This window comes from Helicobacter pylori, assembly GCF_002832345.1.
GTDB lineage: Bacteria > Campylobacterota > Campylobacteria > Campylobacterales > Helicobacteraceae > Helicobacter > Helicobacter pylori_CP.
Genome location: NZ_PHLZ01000019.1, coordinates 21,276 through 38,328, shown reverse-complemented (window position 1 = coordinate 38,328; position 17,053 = coordinate 21,276). Strand labels below are relative to the sequence as shown.

At 40.9% G+C, this 17,053-nt stretch carries 15 protein-coding genes; 10 read left to right on the top strand and 5 right to left on the bottom strand.

The features are described from left to right. Nucleotides 1-127, top strand: a 127-nt coding sequence (locus CXY28_RS06235) for a DUF874 family protein (RefSeq protein WP_157819746.1), incomplete at its 5' end; no start/stop codon positions are given. 126 nt (nt 128-253) lie between these two features. Here the strand turns inward: CXY28_RS06235 and CXY28_RS06230 are convergent. Together CXY28_RS06230 and topA are read right to left on the bottom strand one after the other, a co-directional pair. Further along, nucleotides 254-1,180: a radical SAM protein gene (locus CXY28_RS06230; protein WP_100980013.1), complete on the bottom strand. Its 927-nt coding sequence runs from the start codon at nt 1,178-1,180 to the stop codon at nt 254-256. After that, the gene (gene topA / locus CXY28_RS06225; protein WP_100980011.1) at nt 1,173-3,383 is read right to left on the bottom strand and encodes a type I DNA topoisomerase; all 2,211 of its coding nucleotides are present in this window, start codon (nt 3,381-3,383) and stop codon (nt 1,173-1,175) included. The genes CXY28_RS06230 and topA overlap by 8 nt, the downstream gene beginning before the upstream one ends. A gap of 166 nt (nt 3,384-3,549) precedes the next feature. On the opposite strand from topA, the gene CXY28_RS06220 reads away from it, so the two are divergent. Further along, nucleotides 3,550-5,094 carry a flagellin B gene (locus CXY28_RS06220; RefSeq protein ID WP_000010011.1) on the top strand — a complete coding sequence of 515 codons (1,545 nt, stop codon included), beginning with the start codon at nt 3,550-3,552 and terminating at the stop codon, nt 5,092-5,094. Between the two features lie 59 nt (nt 5,095-5,153). Beyond that, a complete protein-coding gene (locus CXY28_RS06215) occupies nt 5,154-7,037 on the top strand; it encodes a motility associated factor glycosyltransferase family protein (RefSeq protein ID WP_198542629.1) in 1,884 nt (627 codons plus the stop codon). A 9-nt stretch (nt 7,038-7,046) separates the two neighbouring features. On the opposite strand, the gene CXY28_RS06210 is transcribed toward CXY28_RS06215, so the two are convergent. Both CXY28_RS06210 and CXY28_RS06205 read right to left on the bottom strand, forming a co-directional pair. Beyond that, nucleotides 7,047-7,343, bottom strand: coding sequence for a hypothetical protein (locus CXY28_RS06210; RefSeq protein ID WP_100980007.1), 297 nt, complete (start codon nt 7,341-7,343; stop codon nt 7,047-7,049). A 20-nt stretch (nt 7,344-7,363) separates the two neighbouring features. Beyond that, entirely contained in the window at nt 7,364-8,002 is a 639-nt protein-coding gene (locus CXY28_RS06205; protein WP_050835522.1) for a class II aldolase and adducin N-terminal domain-containing protein, read from the bottom strand. 210 nt (nt 8,003-8,212) lie between these two features. On the opposite strand from CXY28_RS06205, the gene CXY28_RS06200 reads away from it, so the two are divergent. Genes CXY28_RS06200 through dnaK form a run of 3 tightly spaced genes read left to right on the top strand, consistent with a single transcriptional unit; the run spans nt 8,213 to nt 11,510 of the window. After that, entirely contained in the window at nt 8,213-9,043 is an 831-nt protein-coding gene (locus CXY28_RS06200; protein ID WP_100980005.1) for an HrcA family transcriptional regulator, read from the top strand. Continuing rightward, nucleotides 9,043-9,618 (top strand): nucleotide exchange factor GrpE, encoded by a 576-nt coding sequence (gene grpE / locus CXY28_RS06195; RefSeq protein WP_100980003.1) that lies wholly within the window; start codon nt 9,043-9,045, stop codon nt 9,616-9,618. Before CXY28_RS06200 ends, grpE begins: the two co-directional genes overlap by 1 nt. A gap of 29 nt (nt 9,619-9,647) precedes the next feature. Further along, the gene (gene dnaK / locus CXY28_RS06190) at nt 9,648-11,510 is read left to right on the top strand and encodes a molecular chaperone DnaK (protein ID WP_100980001.1); all 1,863 of its coding nucleotides are present in this window, start codon (nt 9,648-9,650) and stop codon (nt 11,508-11,510) included. 254 nt (nt 11,511-11,764) lie between these two features. On the opposite strand, the gene CXY28_RS06185 is transcribed toward dnaK, so the two are convergent. Beyond that, the gene (locus tag CXY28_RS06185) at nt 11,765-12,346 is read right to left on the bottom strand and encodes a hypothetical protein (protein ID WP_100979999.1); all 582 of its coding nucleotides are present in this window, start codon (nt 12,344-12,346) and stop codon (nt 11,765-11,767) included. 114 nt (nt 12,347-12,460) lie between these two features. Here CXY28_RS06185 and CXY28_RS06180 point away from each other — a divergent pair, with 114 nt between their 5' ends. From CXY28_RS06180 to CXY28_RS06165, 4 genes are all read left to right on the top strand, one after another. Continuing rightward, nucleotides 12,461-13,378, top strand: a complete 918-nt coding sequence (locus tag CXY28_RS06180; protein WP_198542628.1) for an O-acetylserine-dependent cystathionine beta-synthase — start codon at nt 12,461-12,463, stop codon at nt 13,376-13,378. Nucleotides 13,379-13,398: 20 nt separating this feature from the next. After that, nucleotides 13,399-14,541 carry a cystathionine gamma-synthase gene (locus tag CXY28_RS06175; RefSeq protein ID WP_100979995.1) on the top strand — a complete coding sequence of 381 codons (1,143 nt, stop codon included), beginning with the start codon at nt 13,399-13,401 and terminating at the stop codon, nt 14,539-14,541. Nucleotides 14,542-14,575: 34 nt separating this feature from the next. Next, a complete protein-coding gene (locus CXY28_RS06170) occupies nt 14,576-15,043 on the top strand; it encodes an S-ribosylhomocysteine lyase (RefSeq protein ID WP_198513923.1) in 468 nt (155 codons plus the stop codon). Nucleotides 15,044-15,192: 149 nt separating this feature from the next. Then, nucleotides 15,193-16,938: a bifunctional metallophosphatase/5'-nucleotidase gene (locus CXY28_RS06165; protein ID WP_100979993.1), complete on the top strand. Its 1,746-nt coding sequence runs from the start codon at nt 15,193-15,195 to the stop codon at nt 16,936-16,938. The last annotated feature ends 115 nt before the right edge of the window (nt 16,939-17,053 follow it).

Here is a 17,053-nt window from a genome sequence, read left to right as displayed (position 1 = left end):
TTCAACCTCTCAAAGCCTTTTGTTCGTTCAAAAAATATTTGCTGATATTAATAAAGAAATAGAAGCAGCGGCTAATACCGAGAAAAAAGCAGAAAAAGCGGGTTATGGTTATAGTAAAAGGGTGTAGCGATTAAAAACATTAAGTTTTTAATTATCTGTCGGCTTTTGAAAACATTTTTTATGGTAGCGTTATTTGGTAATAAAACTATTTAAAAGCTTAAGCTATCCATAAGGTAAAACTAACAAATGGAGGTTAAAACGTGCAATAAAACTCCAAAGAGCCGACTTTTTTAATCGTAATTTGCTTATGGTTTAACAAAGTTTCTAAATGCTTAAAAGCGTTAGGATCCAGTATTAGTGGGGCTTCTTCTGCGCTTAAAGGGCGCCTGGAAATTAAAGCGAGCAATTCGTCTATACCGCAAGAAATCAATTTTCTAGCTTGAGTAATGGATCGTTTAGGCAAACTCACGCAAAGCCCTTCAAAAAATAAAGAGCATTTTAATAATTCATCTTCGCTCAATTTTGGGGCTTTAAAGCTTGAGGGCCTGTCTATGGTGCTTAAATCCACTCTGGCTATATTGATTTGTTTTAAAAAGGCAGCGATGAGTTTTAAGTTGTTCGCGCTATCATTCACGCCCTTAATTAAAAGCACTTCAGCCACCAGTTGCCCTTGATAGATTTGAGAAAAGCACAAAATCCCCTCTAAAATCTTGTTAATGTCTTTAGAATAAGGCTTATCCACTCTTTCAAAGGCTTTCAAATCAATAGCGTCTAAAGAAAATTTAACGATGTCAAATTCCTTTAAGGCTTGTTGAACTTTTGGCTCATAAAAGAGTGAGCCGTTGCTTAAAATCAAAGTTTTAACGCCCTTTAAAAGAGGCTTGATGCTTTGGATAAGCTCTAATAAATGAGGGTATAGCGTGGGTTCGCCATTAGCGGTAATGGTTAAAACATCAATGGGGGTAGCAAGGTTGTTTAGGGCGTTTTGAATGGCGTTAATCAAGGTTTCCACTTTGATCACTTCTTCCATGCGTTCAATGGGCTTGGCTTTACCCAACTCGCAATAAATGCAATTGTAATTGCATTGTTTTTTAGAGGGCGATAGATCCACGCCCAAAGACTTCCCAAAACGCCTGGATAAAACAGGCCCAAAAACGACAGGCGGATTTTCTTTAGCCATCATCTTCCTCTAAAAACACACGCTCTTTGCATTGGATGCATTCATGCGCCTTTTTTTTGCGATAGATCCTTTCACTCATCAAATAATGGCATTTCTCGCAACGCTTGTTGATGGGCTTATGGTTGGATAAAAAATTGCATTTAGGGTAATTGTTACAGCCATAAAACGAGCCTTTCTTACTCCTTTTTAAGGCAATATCCCCCCCGCATTCTGGGCATTTCACGCCTTCTATTGTTTCTTTTGCGTTAGGGGTGTTTTTTAACGATTTGGTGTTTTTGCATTCAGGGTAGTTGTTGCAAGCTAAAAACGCCCCGTTTCTGCTGAATTTTTGCACCATTTCCCCTCCGCATTTTTCGCACAATTCTTGCTTGGCTCCATCATTGGCGTTTTCAGTTTGTTTGACGTATTTGCATTTAGGGTAATTGTTGCAAGCGATAAACTCCCCATAACGGCTATTCTTTTTGACTAATTCCCCCCCGCATTTAGGGCATGATTGGCCGGTTTTTTCATGCACTTTTTGAGAGATGATATTCTTTTTCCCGGCTTCAATTTTATCCATAAAAGGGTAGTAAAAGTCCTTTAAGACTTGCTGGTAGTCGGCTTTATTTTGAGCGATATTGTCCAGTTCTTCTTCCAAAGAAGCGCTGAATTTGGAATCCACGATTTCTTCAAAATGCTTTTCTAAAATTTCTATCACTTTAAAAGCGCTCTCTAAAGCGCTGATTTGCTTTTTTTCTACCTTAATGTAGTCTCTGTTTTGCAAAAGGGAAATCGTTGGGGCGTAGGTGCTGGGCCTGCCTATGCCTAAACTTTCTAAAACTTTAATCAAACTCGCTTCTGAATAGCGTGCTGGAGGCTCTGTAACATGGGCGTTGCTCTCTAGTTTTTCTAATTTAATGGGGTCATTTTCTTTCAAATTAGGGAGCAATTTGTCCTTATCGTCATTGCCTAAAATTTTATAATAGCCATCAAAAAGGAGTTTTCTGCCACTCGCTTTAAACTCGCCTTTTTTGCAAGCCACAATCACGCTTTGGCTTTCAAAAAGAGCGTCTTGCATTTGAGAAGCTAAGAAGCATTTGTAAATTAAAGTATAGAGCTTTAATTCTTCAGGCTTAAGGTAGTCTTTTAAAGCGTTTGGCTCTAAAATAATAGAAGTGGGCCTGATCGCTTCATGGGCTTCTTGGGCGTTTTTATTCTTGCTGGAATAGACTTTGGCTTTAGGGGGTAGGTAGTCTTTGCCATAGTCTTTTAAAATCTTATTCCTCGCTTCTTCTAAAGCTTCTTTAGCGATATTCAAGCTATCGGTCCTCATGTAAGTGATCACCCCCATAACCCCTTGTGGGGTAGCAACGCCTTCATACAATTTTTGAGCGATACTCATGGTTTTTGTGGGCGAAAAGCCTAAAAGACTGGAAGCGCTTTGCTGTAAAGTAGAAGTCATGAAAGGGAGCGGTGTGGGGGATTTTTTAGATTTTTTAACGATACTAGAAATAATATAGCTTTCTTTTTCTAATTCGTTTTTAATTTCTTGGGCTTTTTTTTCATCAATGAGTTCTTGGGCTTTGAGTTTGTTACCCTTATAGCTAATGAGTTGCGCTTCTAAATGCGACTCAAACAAAGCGTCTAGCGTGAAGTAGGTTAAAGGCTTAAAGGCTTTGATTTCCCTTTCTCTATCAATCACAAGCTTTAAAGCCGCGCTTTGCACCCGCCCAGCGCTCAAACCTTTAGTGATTTTAGATGAAATCAACGAGCTGAGCTTGAAACCCACGATCCGATCTAAAAAACGCCTGGCTTGTTGGGCATTGACCTTAGACATGTCAATTTGTCGTGGGGTTTTTAGAGCGTTTAAAATCGCATTTTGCGTGATCTCATGAAAAACAATCCTAGGATAGCTCTCTAATTTCCCCCCAATCAAACATGCCACATGATAGCCTATCGCTTCCCCTTCTCTGTCTTCATCGGTAGCGATATAGGTGGTAGATGCCTTTTTAGAAAGCTCTATGATCTGTTTGACAAGCTCTTTATGGTCTTTATCCACGACATAATTAGGAGTGAAGCCTGTTTCATCAATCTTAATGCCTAAAGCGAATTTGGATAAATCCCTAACATGCCCTTTAGAGGCAATGACTTCATAATTTTTATCCAAAAAATTTTTAATGGTTTTGGCTTTTGCGGGGGATTCTACGATAATAAGGTGCTTCATTGAACGCCTTTAATGGAATGTTTATACCTAATTAATGAATGATTGTAGCATAGAATTTTGACTAAACGATTCATCAAACCATAAAAACTATAACGGCGCTAAAAATCAAAGAGTTGGAACACCCTTTGCTTGATTAACAGCAAATATCTATGCAAAGGATGCAAACATGAGTTTTAGGATAAATACCAATATCGCCGCTTTAACTTCTCATGCGGTAGGGGTTCAAAACAACAGAGACCTTTCAAGCTCGCTTGAAAAATTAAGCTCAGGGCTTAGGATCAATAAAGCCGCTGACGATTCTAGTGGGATGGCGATCGCTGATAGCTTAAGGAGTCAAAGCGCGAATTTGGGTCAAGCGATCCGCAACGCTAATGACGCTATCGGTATGGTTCAAACCGCTGATAAAGCGATGGATGAGCAAATCAAAATCTTAGACACCATTAAAACCAAAGCCGTTCAAGCCGCTCAAGACGGGCAAACTTTAGAAAGCCGAAGGGCGCTCCAGAGCGATATTCAAAGGTTGTTAGAAGAACTAGACAACATCGCTAACACCACAAGCTTTAACGGCCAACAAATGCTTTCAGGAAGTTTTTCTAACAAAGAATTTCAAATTGGCGCGTATTCTAACACCACGGTTAAAGCGTCTATTGGCTCAACGAGCTCAGATAAGATTGGGCATGTGCGCATGGAAACTTCTTCTTTTAGCGGTGCAGGCATGCTCGCTAGTGCAGCCGCACAAAACTTGACTGAAGTGGGATTGAATTTCAAACAAGTCAATGGCGTGAACGATTACAAGATTGAAACCGTGCGCATTTCCACAAGCGCTGGCACAGGGATTGGGGCGTTAAGCGAAATCATCAACCGCTTTTCTAACACTTTAGGCGTTAGGGCGTCTTATAATGTCATGGCCACCGGTGGCACTCCCGTGCAATCAGGAACCGTGAGAGAACTCACCATTAATGGCGTAGAAATTGGGACCGTGAATGATGTGCATAAAAACGACGCTGACGGGAGGTTGACTAACGCCATTAACTCCGTCAAAGATCGCACCGGCGTGGAAGCGAGCTTGGATATTCAAGGGCGCATTAATTTGCACTCCATTGATGGGCGCGCGATTTCTGTGCATGCAGCGAGCGCGAGCGGTCAGGTTTTTGGGGGAGGGAATTTTGCAGGGATTTCTGGGACACAGCATGCGGTGATTGGGCGCTTAACCTTGACCAGGACCGACGCTAGAGACATCATTGTGAGCGGTGTGAATTTCAGCCATGTGGGCTTTCATTCCGCTCAAGGGGTAGCAGAATACACCGTGAATTTGAGAGCGGTTAGGGGTATTTTTGATGCGAATGTGGCTTCCGCAGCCGGAGCGAACGCTAATGGCGCGCAAGCGGAAACCAATTCTCAAGGTATAGGGGCTGGGGTAACAAGCCTTAAAGGGGCGATGATTGTGATGGATATGGCAGATTCTGCGCGCACGCAATTAGACAAGATCCGATCGGATATGGGTTCGGTGCAAATGGAATTGGTTACCACTATTAACAATATTTCTGTAACCCAAGTGAATGTTAAAGCGGCTGAATCTCAAATCAGAGATGTGGATTTTGCTGAAGAGAGCGCGAACTTTTCTAAATACAATATTTTGGCGCAAAGCGGGAGTTTTGCTATGGCGCAAGCGAATGCGGTGCAACAGAATGTCTTAAGGCTTTTACAATAACAGCCCTTGATTCAAAGGGGCGTTAGCCTTTTTTATCAGTTATTTTTATAAGTTAAATAATGGATATTTATCAAAAAAACTTACAAGCTCTTTTCAAAAAAGACCCTCTCTTATTCGCAAAGCTCAAAGCTATTAAAGAAAACAAAAAATACGAAGTGTTTTTAGGGAATGATAGCGCGAATTTCAACCTCTTAGATAAAGAAACAAACACGCCCTTATTTGAAAAAAGCCCTCTAGATTCAAGCTTAGAGCTATACAAAAATAGCGAAATTTACATGCTTTATCCTTATTTGTATTATTTTGGCTTGGGTAATGGGGTGTTTTATCGCTTGCTTTTAGGCAATGGCAATTTAAAACGCTTGGTGGTCATTGAGCCTGAAATAGAAATTATTTTCATTGTGCTGAATCTCTTGGATTTTTCCACTGAGATTTTAGAAAATCGTTTGATTTTATTGCATGCGGGTTTTTGCAATTACAACATGATCGCTTCCTTATTTGATATGGATAAAAAGTCTCGTTTACACGCAAGAATGTATGATTTAAAACTTTTTAACGCTTATTATGAACGATACTCCCATCAAATGATAGAAATCAACCAGCATTTCACGCGCGCTTTAGAGCATGGCGCTATTAGCGTAGGCAATGACGCTAAAGACGCGCTCATAGGCATCAAACAGCATGTTGCTAATCTGCCTGAAGTTATCAAAAGCCCCAGTTTAGTGGATTTTGTGAACGCTTTAAAAAACAGAGACACCGCTATTATCGTTTCAACCGGGCCCAGTTTAAATAAGCAACTCCCCCTTTTAAAAGAAATCGCTCCCTATGCGACACTCTTTTGCATAGACGCTTCTTTCCCTATTTTAGCCAGAGCCGGTATCAAGCCTGATATTGTGCTGTCTTTAGAAAGGGTGGATTTAACGGCGAAATTCTACGAAGAAACCCCCTTAGATTTTCAAGAAGGCGTTATTTTTGCTCTGACTTCTATTGTGCATAAACGATTGATTCAAGCGATTAAAAAGGGGGTTAAGCAATTCAGTTTCCGCCCCTTTGGTTATACCAACCTTTTTGATTTGCACCAATATGGTTATGTGGGCATAGGCATGAGCGCAGCGAACATGGCGTATGAATTAGTGGTGCATTCTCGTTTCAAAAGGTGCGTGTTTATCGGGCAAGATTTGAGCTTTTCACAAAGCGGTAATAGCCATGCTAGTGGGGCGATTTATGGCGATAGAGAGATCAAGCCTAAAAAAGATAAAGACAAGATCTTTATAGAAAAATACGGGGGTAATGGGGAAGTAGAGACCACTTTAGTGTGGAAACTTTTCTTAGAGTTTTTTGAAAAAGATATTTTTAACACGCCCTATAAATTAGAAGTCATTAACGCTACTGAAGGGGGGGCTAGGATTAAAGGGACTAAAGAAATGCCCTTTAAAGAAGTGTGCGAAAAAATAGATAAATCCAAGCCAAAGCCTCCTATCAACCTTATTTATCCCACCCAATCAGAACAGGCTAAAAACTTAAAGATCGCTAGGCAAAAATGCGAAGAGATCATCAAATACGCCAGTGAGAAAAAAACGCAAGTTGAAGAAGTGTTTTTGAAAGTGGCGCCATTTTTAGAAGAGGTGGAAAAGCTTCATGAAGAAAAAAAATTAGAAGAGTTGGATTTTAAAGAATTGGAAAATTTGAGCGCCGAAATTGATAACGTTAAAGAGCTTTTTGATGACAAACAATTCAATTCGTATTTTATGGATGCGATACAATCTTACATCTTCCACCAGGAATTGCACATCGCTGAAATCGTGTGTAAAAAAACGAGTAATGAAGACGAATTAAGGGCTAAGCAATTAGAATACATTTACGCGCACAAATACTGGCTTTTCAGTTTAGCAGGCGGGATTGATTGCGTGATAGAAGCGATCAAAATGGCTTTAAAGGAATGGTAAAACCCCTTTTTAAGCGTATGTGTCTAGTCTGGAATAAATTTCAGGGGTATTTCCGCCATCAACAAGGTTTTTCTCAACTTGGGATCTATCTTTAATCCCGCCGTCGTTATTGATAGCGTTTAAAGCTTGTAACCTGTCAAAATCGGGGGCGTTTGGCGCATTATCTTGGCTGAAACCATCTTGGACGCTGCTTTGTTGTAAATCCTGCTCTACTTGATTCCTGTCCTTTATGGTTGCGTCATTATTGATATGGTTCAAGGTTTGGAGCTGCGTGAAATTAGGGGTGTAATGGGTGCTTATGGTCATGTTTTATCCTTTTTAGCTTTTTACACGCTCAATCGTGGATCGTCATTATAGCAATAATCCATTAAATCGCCCAATCGTAAAACCTTGCACGAGTTTTCAATCAAATCAAAAACTTCCATGAGTTTAGAAAGCTCTCTGTGGTAGGCAAAAATCCCACACCCCTTAATGAAAACAAAATATTTTTTGCTCTCTTGCAACTGGCGTAAAATTTCTGTATCCGCTCTTTCTTGCCAGCTGTCATAGTCTTTGGGGTTAAAAATGGCGATTTCTTCGCCCAAAGAACGATACCCTAAATAATCCCTAGGGAGCAATCGGTTATGGCGCAAGGAATACGCTAGGCTATAAGGAGGGCGCGCGTAAGCGATGAATTTAGCGTCCAAAAACTCCCGATACACGCTCGCATGAATGGGCGAATCCAGGCTCGCTTCTTTCCAGCGGTAATCTATCTTGTCATGCAAGACCAGTAAAGTGTTTTCATTCAATTGATCAAAAACAGCGTTTCTTTTATTGATCACAAATTGATTTGCGCCAATGCGCGCCGAAATGGAACCTTGATAAAGCCCAAAAAAACCCTTTCTAAACATGGATAATGAAATGCTTTGGAGCGAATGAATCAGATTGCTGTCAATGCCTCTTGTGTGTGTGTTCATGTTTAGCATGATAACAAGTTTTTTTAATAAAAGATATTAGTTGCCCAATAGATCTAAGTTAAATCAATTCTATAAAAAATCCTAATTTAATTCTAGTAAATAAATTTAGTGATATAGACTAAACTTTAAAGAAAAATCGGGTAATTTTTATCACTTTTTTAAAACAAGTGATAGATTATTAACTTTTTATGCTATAATGCGAGAGTTCTTTCATCAAGAATGGTGATTGACGAGATTTTTCAAATAATGATGTTAAGAAGAATTAAAGTAGGTTCTGATTTGAATAAAAAAGAGAGTTTGTTAGATGCGTTTGTTAAAACCTATCTGCAGATTTTAGAACCCATTAGCTCTAAACGCTTGAAAGAGTTGGCAAATTTGAAAATATCTTGTGCGACGATCAGGAATTATTTTCAAATCCTTTCTAAAGAAGGCATGCTCCATCAAGCCCATTCTAGTGGTGCTAGATTGCCTACTTTTAAGGCGTTTGAAAACTATTGGCACAAGTCGTTGCGCTTTGAAGTTTTAAGGGTGAATGAAAAACGCTTAAAAAGCGCGAGTGAAAATTTTGGGCTTTTTACGCTGTTAAAAAAACCCAGTTTGGAGCGTTTGGAAAGAGTCATTGAGTGCGAAAAACGCTTTTTGATTTTGGATTTTTTGGCGTTTTCTTGCGCGGTGGGTTACAGCGTTAAAATGGAGAAATTTTTACTAGAACTTGTGGGCAGAAGCGTTAAAGAAGTGCGTTCCATCGCTGCTTCTGTCAATGCGTTGAGTTTGGCCAGACAATTAGAGCGTTTGGAGTATTCCAGTGCACAAATCACACGCTTTAATCTGATGGGGTTAAAAACGCTTTTAAACAGCTCTTTATTTTTTGACATTTTAGAGGGTAAGGTTTTGGAGCGTTTCAAAAAAGGGTTGCATTTTATAGAGCCTGATTGCATGCTAGTAACACGCCCCATAGAATTTCAAAACAAACGAATGCAACTGCTTTGCGTGGGGAAATTGGAATGCGATTATGAAGGGTTTTTTCAAACGATTTCTAAGGAGGAATAATGAAAGATGAACACAACCAAGAACACGATCATTTAAGCCCAAAAGAGCCAGAGTCTTATCAAAAGGCTTGCGCTTGCAAAGAACAACAAGGTGAAGAAAAGCAAGAAGCGAGCGAAAAAGAAGGCGAGATCAAGGAAGATTTTGAGCTTAAATACCAAGAAATGCGCGAAAAATATTTAAGAGCACATGCGGATTTTGAAAATGTGAAAAAGCGCTTAGAAAGAGACAAGAGCATGGCGTTAGAGTATGCGTATGAAAAAATCGCATTGGATCTATTGCCAGTGATTGATGCGCTTCTTGGGGCTTACAAGAGCGCTTTAGAAGTGGATAAAGAGAGCGCTTTAACCAAAGGCTTGGAGCTTACGATGGAAAAGCTGCATGAAGTTTTAGCAAGGCATGGCATTGAGGGGATTGAATGCTTAGAAGAATTTGATCCCCATTTCCACAATGCGATCATGCAAGTCAAAAGCGAAGAAAAAGAAAACGGGAAAATCGTGCAGGTTTTGCAACAGGGTTACAAGTATAAGGGTAGGGTTTTGAGGCCGGCAATGGTGAGCATTGCTAAAAACGATTAAAACATTTATTTTAAAAGAAAGGATAACGCATGGGAAAAGTTATTGGAATTGATTTAGGGACAACCAACTCCGCAATGGCGGTGTATGAAGGCAATGAAGCGAAAATTATTGCGAATAAAGAGGGTAAAAACACCACTCCTTCTATTGTAGCCTTTACGGATAAGGGCGAGATTTTAGTGGGCGAGAGCGCCAAAAGACAAGCGGTAACCAACCCAGAAAAAACCATTTATTCTATTAAAAGAATCATGGGTTTGATGTTTAATGAAGATAAGGCTAAAGAAGCCGAAAAACGCTTGCCTTATAAGATTGTGGATAGGAATGGGGCTTGCGCGATTGAGATTTCAGGTAAAGTTTATACCCCTCAAGAGATTTCAGCCAAAATTTTAATGAAGCTCAAAGAAGACGCTGAAAGCTATTTAGGCGAGAGCGTTACTGAAGCGGTGATCACGGTTCCGGCTTATTTTAACGACAGCCAAAGGAAAGCGACTAAAGAAGCCGGCACGATTGCAGGGCTTAATGTTTTAAGGATTATCAATGAGCCTACAAGCGCGGCGTTAGCTTATGGCTTGGATAAAAAAGAGAGCGAAAAAATCATGGTTTATGATTTGGGTGGGGGGACTTTTGATGTTACCGTTTTAGAAACAGGCGATAATGTCGTGGAAGTTTTAGCCACAGGGGGCGATGCGTTTTTAGGGGGCGATGATTTTGACAATCGTGTGATTGATTTCTTAGCGGCTGAGTTTAAAAGCGAAACGGGCATTGAGATTAAAAACGATGTGATGGCGTTGCAACGCCTGAAAGAAGCGGCTGAAAACGCTAAAAAAGAACTGAGCTCTGCGATGGAGACTGAAATCAATTTGCCCTTTATCACAGCGGACGCTACTGGGCCTAAACACTTGGTTAAAAAACTCACTAGGGCTAAATTTGAAAGCTTGACAGAAGATCTCATGGAAGAAACGATTTCTAAAATTGAAAGCGTGATCAAAGACGCGGGGCTAACCAAAAACGAGATTTCAGAAGTGGTGATGGTGGGAGGCTCTACTCGTATCCCTAAAGTCCAAGAAAGGGTGAAAGCGTTTATCAACAAAGAGTTGAATAAAAGCGTCAATCCTGATGAGGTCGTAGCGGTGGGCGCGAGCATTCAAGGGGGCGTGTTAAAAGGCGATGTGAAAGATGTGCTTTTATTAGACGTTACGCCTTTAAGCCTTGGGATTGAAACTTTAGGGGGCGTGATGACTAAAGTGATTGATAGAGGCACGACTATTCCGGCGAAAAAATCTCAAGTGTTCTCAACCGCTGAAGACAACCAGCCCGCTGTATCTATTATGGTTTTACAAGGCGAAAGGGAATTGGCAAGGGACAATAAATCTTTGGGTAAATTTGATTTGCAAGGCATCGCTCCAGCTCCAAGAGGCGTGCCGCAAATTGAAGTAACCTTTGATATTGACGCTAACGGGATTTTAACCGTGTCAGCGCAAGACAAAAATACCGGCAAAAGCCAAGAGATTAAAATTTCTGGTTCTAGCGGGTTGTCTGATAGCGAAATTGAAAAAATGGTGAAAGACGCTGAATTGCACAAAGAAGAAGACGCTAGGAAAAAAGAAGTGATTGAAGCGAGAAACCATGCCGATAGTTTGGCGCACCAAACCCAAAAGAGCCTTGATGAGCATAAAACGAATTTGAATGAAAACGACGCTAACGAGATCCAAAACGCTATTAACGCCCTTAAAGATTGCGTCAAAAACGATAACGCTACTAAAACGGAGCTTGAAGACAAAACCAAATTATTAGCGCAAGCGGCTCAAAAATTAGGCGAAGCCATGGCGAATAAAAACAACGCTGAGCAGCCCAAGAAAAAAGACGATGATGTGATTGATGCGGAAGTGGAGTAAAAACGCTTTTAAAACTTCTTTCAAACGGGCGGTTTTAATCAAAACCCGCTTGCTTTTCTCATTTTCATCAATGGGATACTGATTGCAAAATCTACAAAACACTCAAAGCGTTTTTTAATCCAAATATCAAAACTTGATTGTAACCAAGCGATAGCTTTTTTTAAGGTTTGGCTTAAAAAATATTGGTGGGATTTTAGGGAAATCCCTTATGGGGGAGTTCTTTTTGGTATGGGGTTGTTTCATCAAGTTATTTCTTAATGGCTTGCACTAGATGGCTCTAATTCAAAACACGCAGTGGGGATTTGATTAAATTCGTTAGCAAAGCGTAAAAAATCGTTGGTAATGTCTTCAAGATGGGATTCTAAATCGTCATAGATCTCTTGGTAGTATGTGTCTCCATTAGGATCAATGATTTTGTCATACACTAGGCATTTTTGACACTCTTTTTCCCCATCTTTCTCTATGGATCGACCTATGCAAAGATCAATTTTTTCTGAATCGTTGCGCCAATAGTAAGCAAGCCAAATATAAAAACCTTTTTTTGGGGTTGGTTTCTCACCATTGACAAACCCTTCCCCTAAAATATCCTGACGGCAAAAGGCGATTGATGGCTCATGGGATAAACGCCCATGGCTGCCAGGACTGATTTTGCACGCATAACCCCATGGCGTTAAAAACTTGTTCAGCCCTCTTTGGTATGAAGCGTATTTTGGGTTCGTTGGGGTTTTGCCTGTTTGCTCTCCCTCTTGCACTTTAGCGTCTATTAGCACTACAAATTCTCTTAACAAGTCTTGGAACGCTTTTCTTTGCTCTTCATTCCATTCTATCGTTTTCATTGAAAGCTCCTTGATCCATCTCAATAAACCAACATTTTATCCTAAACTTATTCCATTTAACGAGTTTAGGCATAATCGCAAAATTGAATTTTATTGTTTGTTATAGGAGGAATGATGATTATCACCACAATGCAAGACGCCATAGGCCGCACTCCCGTTTTTAAATTCACCATCAAGGATTACCCCATTCCATTAAAGTCCGCTATTTACGCCAAACTGGAGCATTTAAACCCAGGAGGGAGCGTTAAAGATCGCTTAGGCCAATACCTTATAGAAGAAAGGTTTAAAACGGGCAAAATCACTTCTAAAACAACCATCATTGAGCCTACCGCAGGCAATACCGGAATCGCTCTAGCCTTAGTGGCGCTCAAGCACCACTTAAAAACCATCTTTGTTGTCCCGGAAAAATTCAGCACAGAAAAACAACAAATCATGAGGGCTTTGGGGGCTTTAGTAATCAACACGCCTACTAGTGAAGGAATTTCTGGAGCTATTAAAAAAAGTAAAGAGTTAGCCGAAAGTATCCCTGATAGCTATTTGCCCTTGCAGTTTGAAAACCCTAATAACCCCGCCGCTTACTACCACACCCTAGCCCCTGAGATTGTCCAAGAATTAGGCACAAATTTTACGAGCTTTGTAGCCGGAATAGGGAGTGGTGGCACTTTTGCGGGAACAGCTAGGTATTTGAAAGAACGCATCCCTAATATTCGCTTGATTGGGGTGGAGCCGGAGGGTTCTATTTTGAATGGGGGTGAGCCTGGGCCTCATGAGATTGAGGGCATTGGCGTGGAATTCATCCCCCCTTTTTTTGCAAACTTGGATATTGATGGCTTTGAAACGATTTCAGATGAAGAGGGTTTTAGCTACACCAGGAAGTTAGCCAAGAAAAACGGCTTATTAGTGGGGAGCTCTAGTGGGGCAGCTTTTGCGGCTGCATTAAAAGAGGTGCAACGCCTCCCCGAAGGCAGCCAGGTTTTAACCATTTTCCCGGATGTTGCCGATCGTTATCTTTCTAAAGGTATTTATTTATAAATTCATCAAAAGGAAAAATCATGCGCATGCAAACCAAATTAATCCATGGGGGCATTAGCGAGGACGCCACAACGGGGGCGGTGAGCGTGCCTATTTATCAAACTTCCACCTACCGCCAAGACGCCATAGGCCGCCACAAGGGCTATGAATATTCTCGCTCAGGCAACCCCACGCGCTTTGCTTTAGAAGAACTCATCGCCGATTTAGAAGGGGGGGTCAAGGGGTTTGCTTTTGCCTCTGGTTTAGCCGGAATCCACGCCGTTTTTTCCCTCTTGCAATCAGGCGATCATGTGTTATTGGGCGATGATGTTTATGGGGGGACTTTCCGCTTGTTTAATAAAGTGCTTGTCAAAAACGGGCTTTCTTGCACCATTATAGACACTAGCGATATATCCCAAATCAAAAAGGCTATCAAGCCCAACACCAAAGCCCTTTATTTAGAAACCCCTAGTAACCCCTTGCTTAAAATCACGGATTTAGCGCAATGCGCTAGTGTCGCTAAAGATCATGGTTTGCTCACTATCGTGGATAACACCTTTGCCACCCCCTATTGCCAAAACCCGCTTCTTTTAGGGGCGGACATTGTGGTGCATAGCGGCACAAAATACTTAGGCGGTCATAGCGATGTCGTCGCTGGGCTTGTAACCACTAATAATGAAGCGCTAGCCCAAGAGATCGCTTTTTTCCAAAACGCTATCGGTGGGGTTTTAGGCCCTCAAGACAGCTGGCTGTTGCAAAGAGGGATTAAAACGCTAGCATTACGCATGGAGGCCCATCAAAAAAACGCTCTTTGCGTGGCTGAGTTTTTAGAAAAACACCCTAAAGTAGAGAGGGTTTATTACCCGGGCCTTCCCACTCACCCTAATTACGAGCTAGCCAAAGCCCAAATGCGTAGTTTTAGCGGGATGCTCTCTTTCACCCTCAAAAATGACAGCGAGGCGACTCTTTTTGTAGAAAGCCTTAAATTATTCATTTTAGGCGAGAGTTTGGGCGGGGTGGAAAGTTTGGTGGGGATTCCGGCGTTTATGACCCATGCGTGTATCCCTAAAGAACAACGAGAAGCTGCAGGGATTAGAGATGGTTTGGTGCGCTTGTCTGTGGGGATTGAGCATGAACAGGATTTGCTAGAAGATTTAGAGCAAGCGTTCGCTAAAATAAGCTAAAGTTTGCCATTTATAAACTAAAGGAGTTAAAAACATGAAAACGCCAAAAATGAATGTAGAGAGTTTTAATTTGGATCACACCAAAGTCAAAGCCCCTTATGTGCGTGTCGCTGATCGCAAAAAGGGCGTTAATGGGGATTTGATTGTCAAATACGATGTGCGCTTCAAACAGCCCAACAAAGATCACATGGACATGCCAAGCCTGCACTCTTTAGAGCATTTAGTCGCTGAGATCATCCGTAACCATGCCAGTTATGTCGTGGATTGGTCGCCTATGGGTTGCCAAACGGGATTTTATCTCACGGTGTTAAACCATGACAATTACACGGAGATTTTAGAGGTTTTAGAAAAGACGATGCAAGATGTGTTAAAGGCTACAGAAGTGCCTGCGAGCAATGAAAAGCAATGCGGTTGGGCGGCTAACCACACTTTAGAGGGTGCTAAGAATTTAGTGCGTGCTTTTTTAGACAAACGCGCTGAGTGGTCTGAAGTGGGGGTTTGATTGGTTTGGGGAATGATTTTACTCCCCTATCTCTCTATCCATTTTACCCATTTTGCCCATAAGCGTTAAATGCCAATCAAAAATCATCGTATCGGTGTTAATATTATGTAAAAATTATCGTTATGAATCTCTTTTATGGAAGGATTTCAATGAGGAAGTTAATTTTATTCATCTTTTTAACGCTAACGCTTTCAATATCTGCCAAAGAAGTCAAAATCGTGTTTTTAGAAACTTCAGACATTCATGGGCGGCTTTTTTCGTATGATTATGCGGTGGGGGAACAAAAACCCAATAACGGCTTGACAAGGATTGCGACTTTAATCAAAAAGCAAAGGGCTGAGAATAAAAATGTGGTTTTGATTGACAGCGGGGATTTGTTGCAGGGTAATAGCGCGGAGTTGTTTAATGATGAGCCTATTCACCCGCTAGTTAGAGCCGAAAACGATTTAAAATTTGATATTCGTGTGCTTGGGAATCACGAGTTTAATTTCAGCAAAGATTTTTTAGAGAAAAACATTAAGGGGTTTAATGGCGGTGTCGTGAATGCGAATATTATCAAAATTGCGGACAATAAGCCGTTTGTGAAGCCTTATATTATTAAAAAAATTGATGGCGTGAGGGTGGCGGTTGTGGGGTTTTTGGTGCCGCACATCCCCACTTGGGAGGCCTCTACGCCTGAACATTTTGCAGGCTTGAAGTTTTTGGACGCTGAAGAAGCGTTGAAAAAGACCTTGAAAGAGTTAAAAGGGAAGTATGATATTTTGATTGGTGCTTTTCATTTGGGGCGAGAAGATGAGAAAGGTGGCGATGGGATACCTGATTTAGCGAAAAAATTCCCGCAATTTGACATCATTTTTGCCGGACATGAGCATGCGGTTTATAACACCAAAATAGGAAAGGTGCATACCATTGAGCCTGGAGCGTATGGGGCTTATCTGGCAAAGGGCGTGGTGGTGTTTGACACTAAGACGAAGAAAAAAATCGTAACGACTGAAAATTTACCCACAAAAGGCGTGCCAGAAGATGAAGAATTGGCGAAAAAATACGAATATGTGGATAAAAAATCAAAAGAATACGCTAATGAAGTGGTTGGCGAAGTTACAAAAACCTTTATTGACAGGCCTGATTTTATCACAGGAGAAGAAAAAATCACCACGATGCCAACCGCCGCCTTGCAAGAAACACCGGTGATAGAGTTGATCAACAAAGTGCAAAAATATTACGCAAACGCCGATGTGTCAGCGGCAGCCTTATTCAATTTTGGGGCGAATTTGAAAAAAGGGCCTTTCAAAAGAAAAGATGTCGCCTATATTTACAAGTTCGCTAATACGCTCATTGGGGTGCATATAACGGGTGAAAACCTGTTGAAATACATGGAATGGTCATACCGATTTTACAACCAGTTGCAACCGGGGGATTTGACGATCAGTTTTAATGAAAACATTCGCGGCTATAACTTTGACATGTTTTCTGGCGTGAAATACCAAGTTGATGTTACCAAACCTGCCGGGCAAAGAATCATTAATCCCACAATCAACAACAAACCCATTGACCCTAAAGCGGTGTATAAATTAGCGATCAACAATTACCGATTCGGGACGTTATCCACGACTTTAAAGCTGGTTACAGACGCTGATAGGTATTATGATTCTTACGATGAACTGCAAGATAACGGGCAAATACGAGATTTAATCATCCAATACATCACTGAAAAAAAAGGCGCAAAAGTAACCCCTGAACTGGAGGGTAATTGGGAAATCATCAACTACGATTTCAAAAACCCGTTGTTGGAAAAATTGAGAGAAAAATTAAAAGAGGGGAGCATCAAAATCCCCACTTCAAAAGACGGGAGGACTTTGAACATCAAATCCATTAAAGAGAGTGAAGTAAAATAAGATTTTTTATTTTTATTATTTTGTTTTTAAGCCTAACTTAAAAAAGGGTGTTCTATAATCTTAAATTGTTGGCTTTTCACTTTTTTGGCGGTTTTCAAACAACCGGGTTTTAATT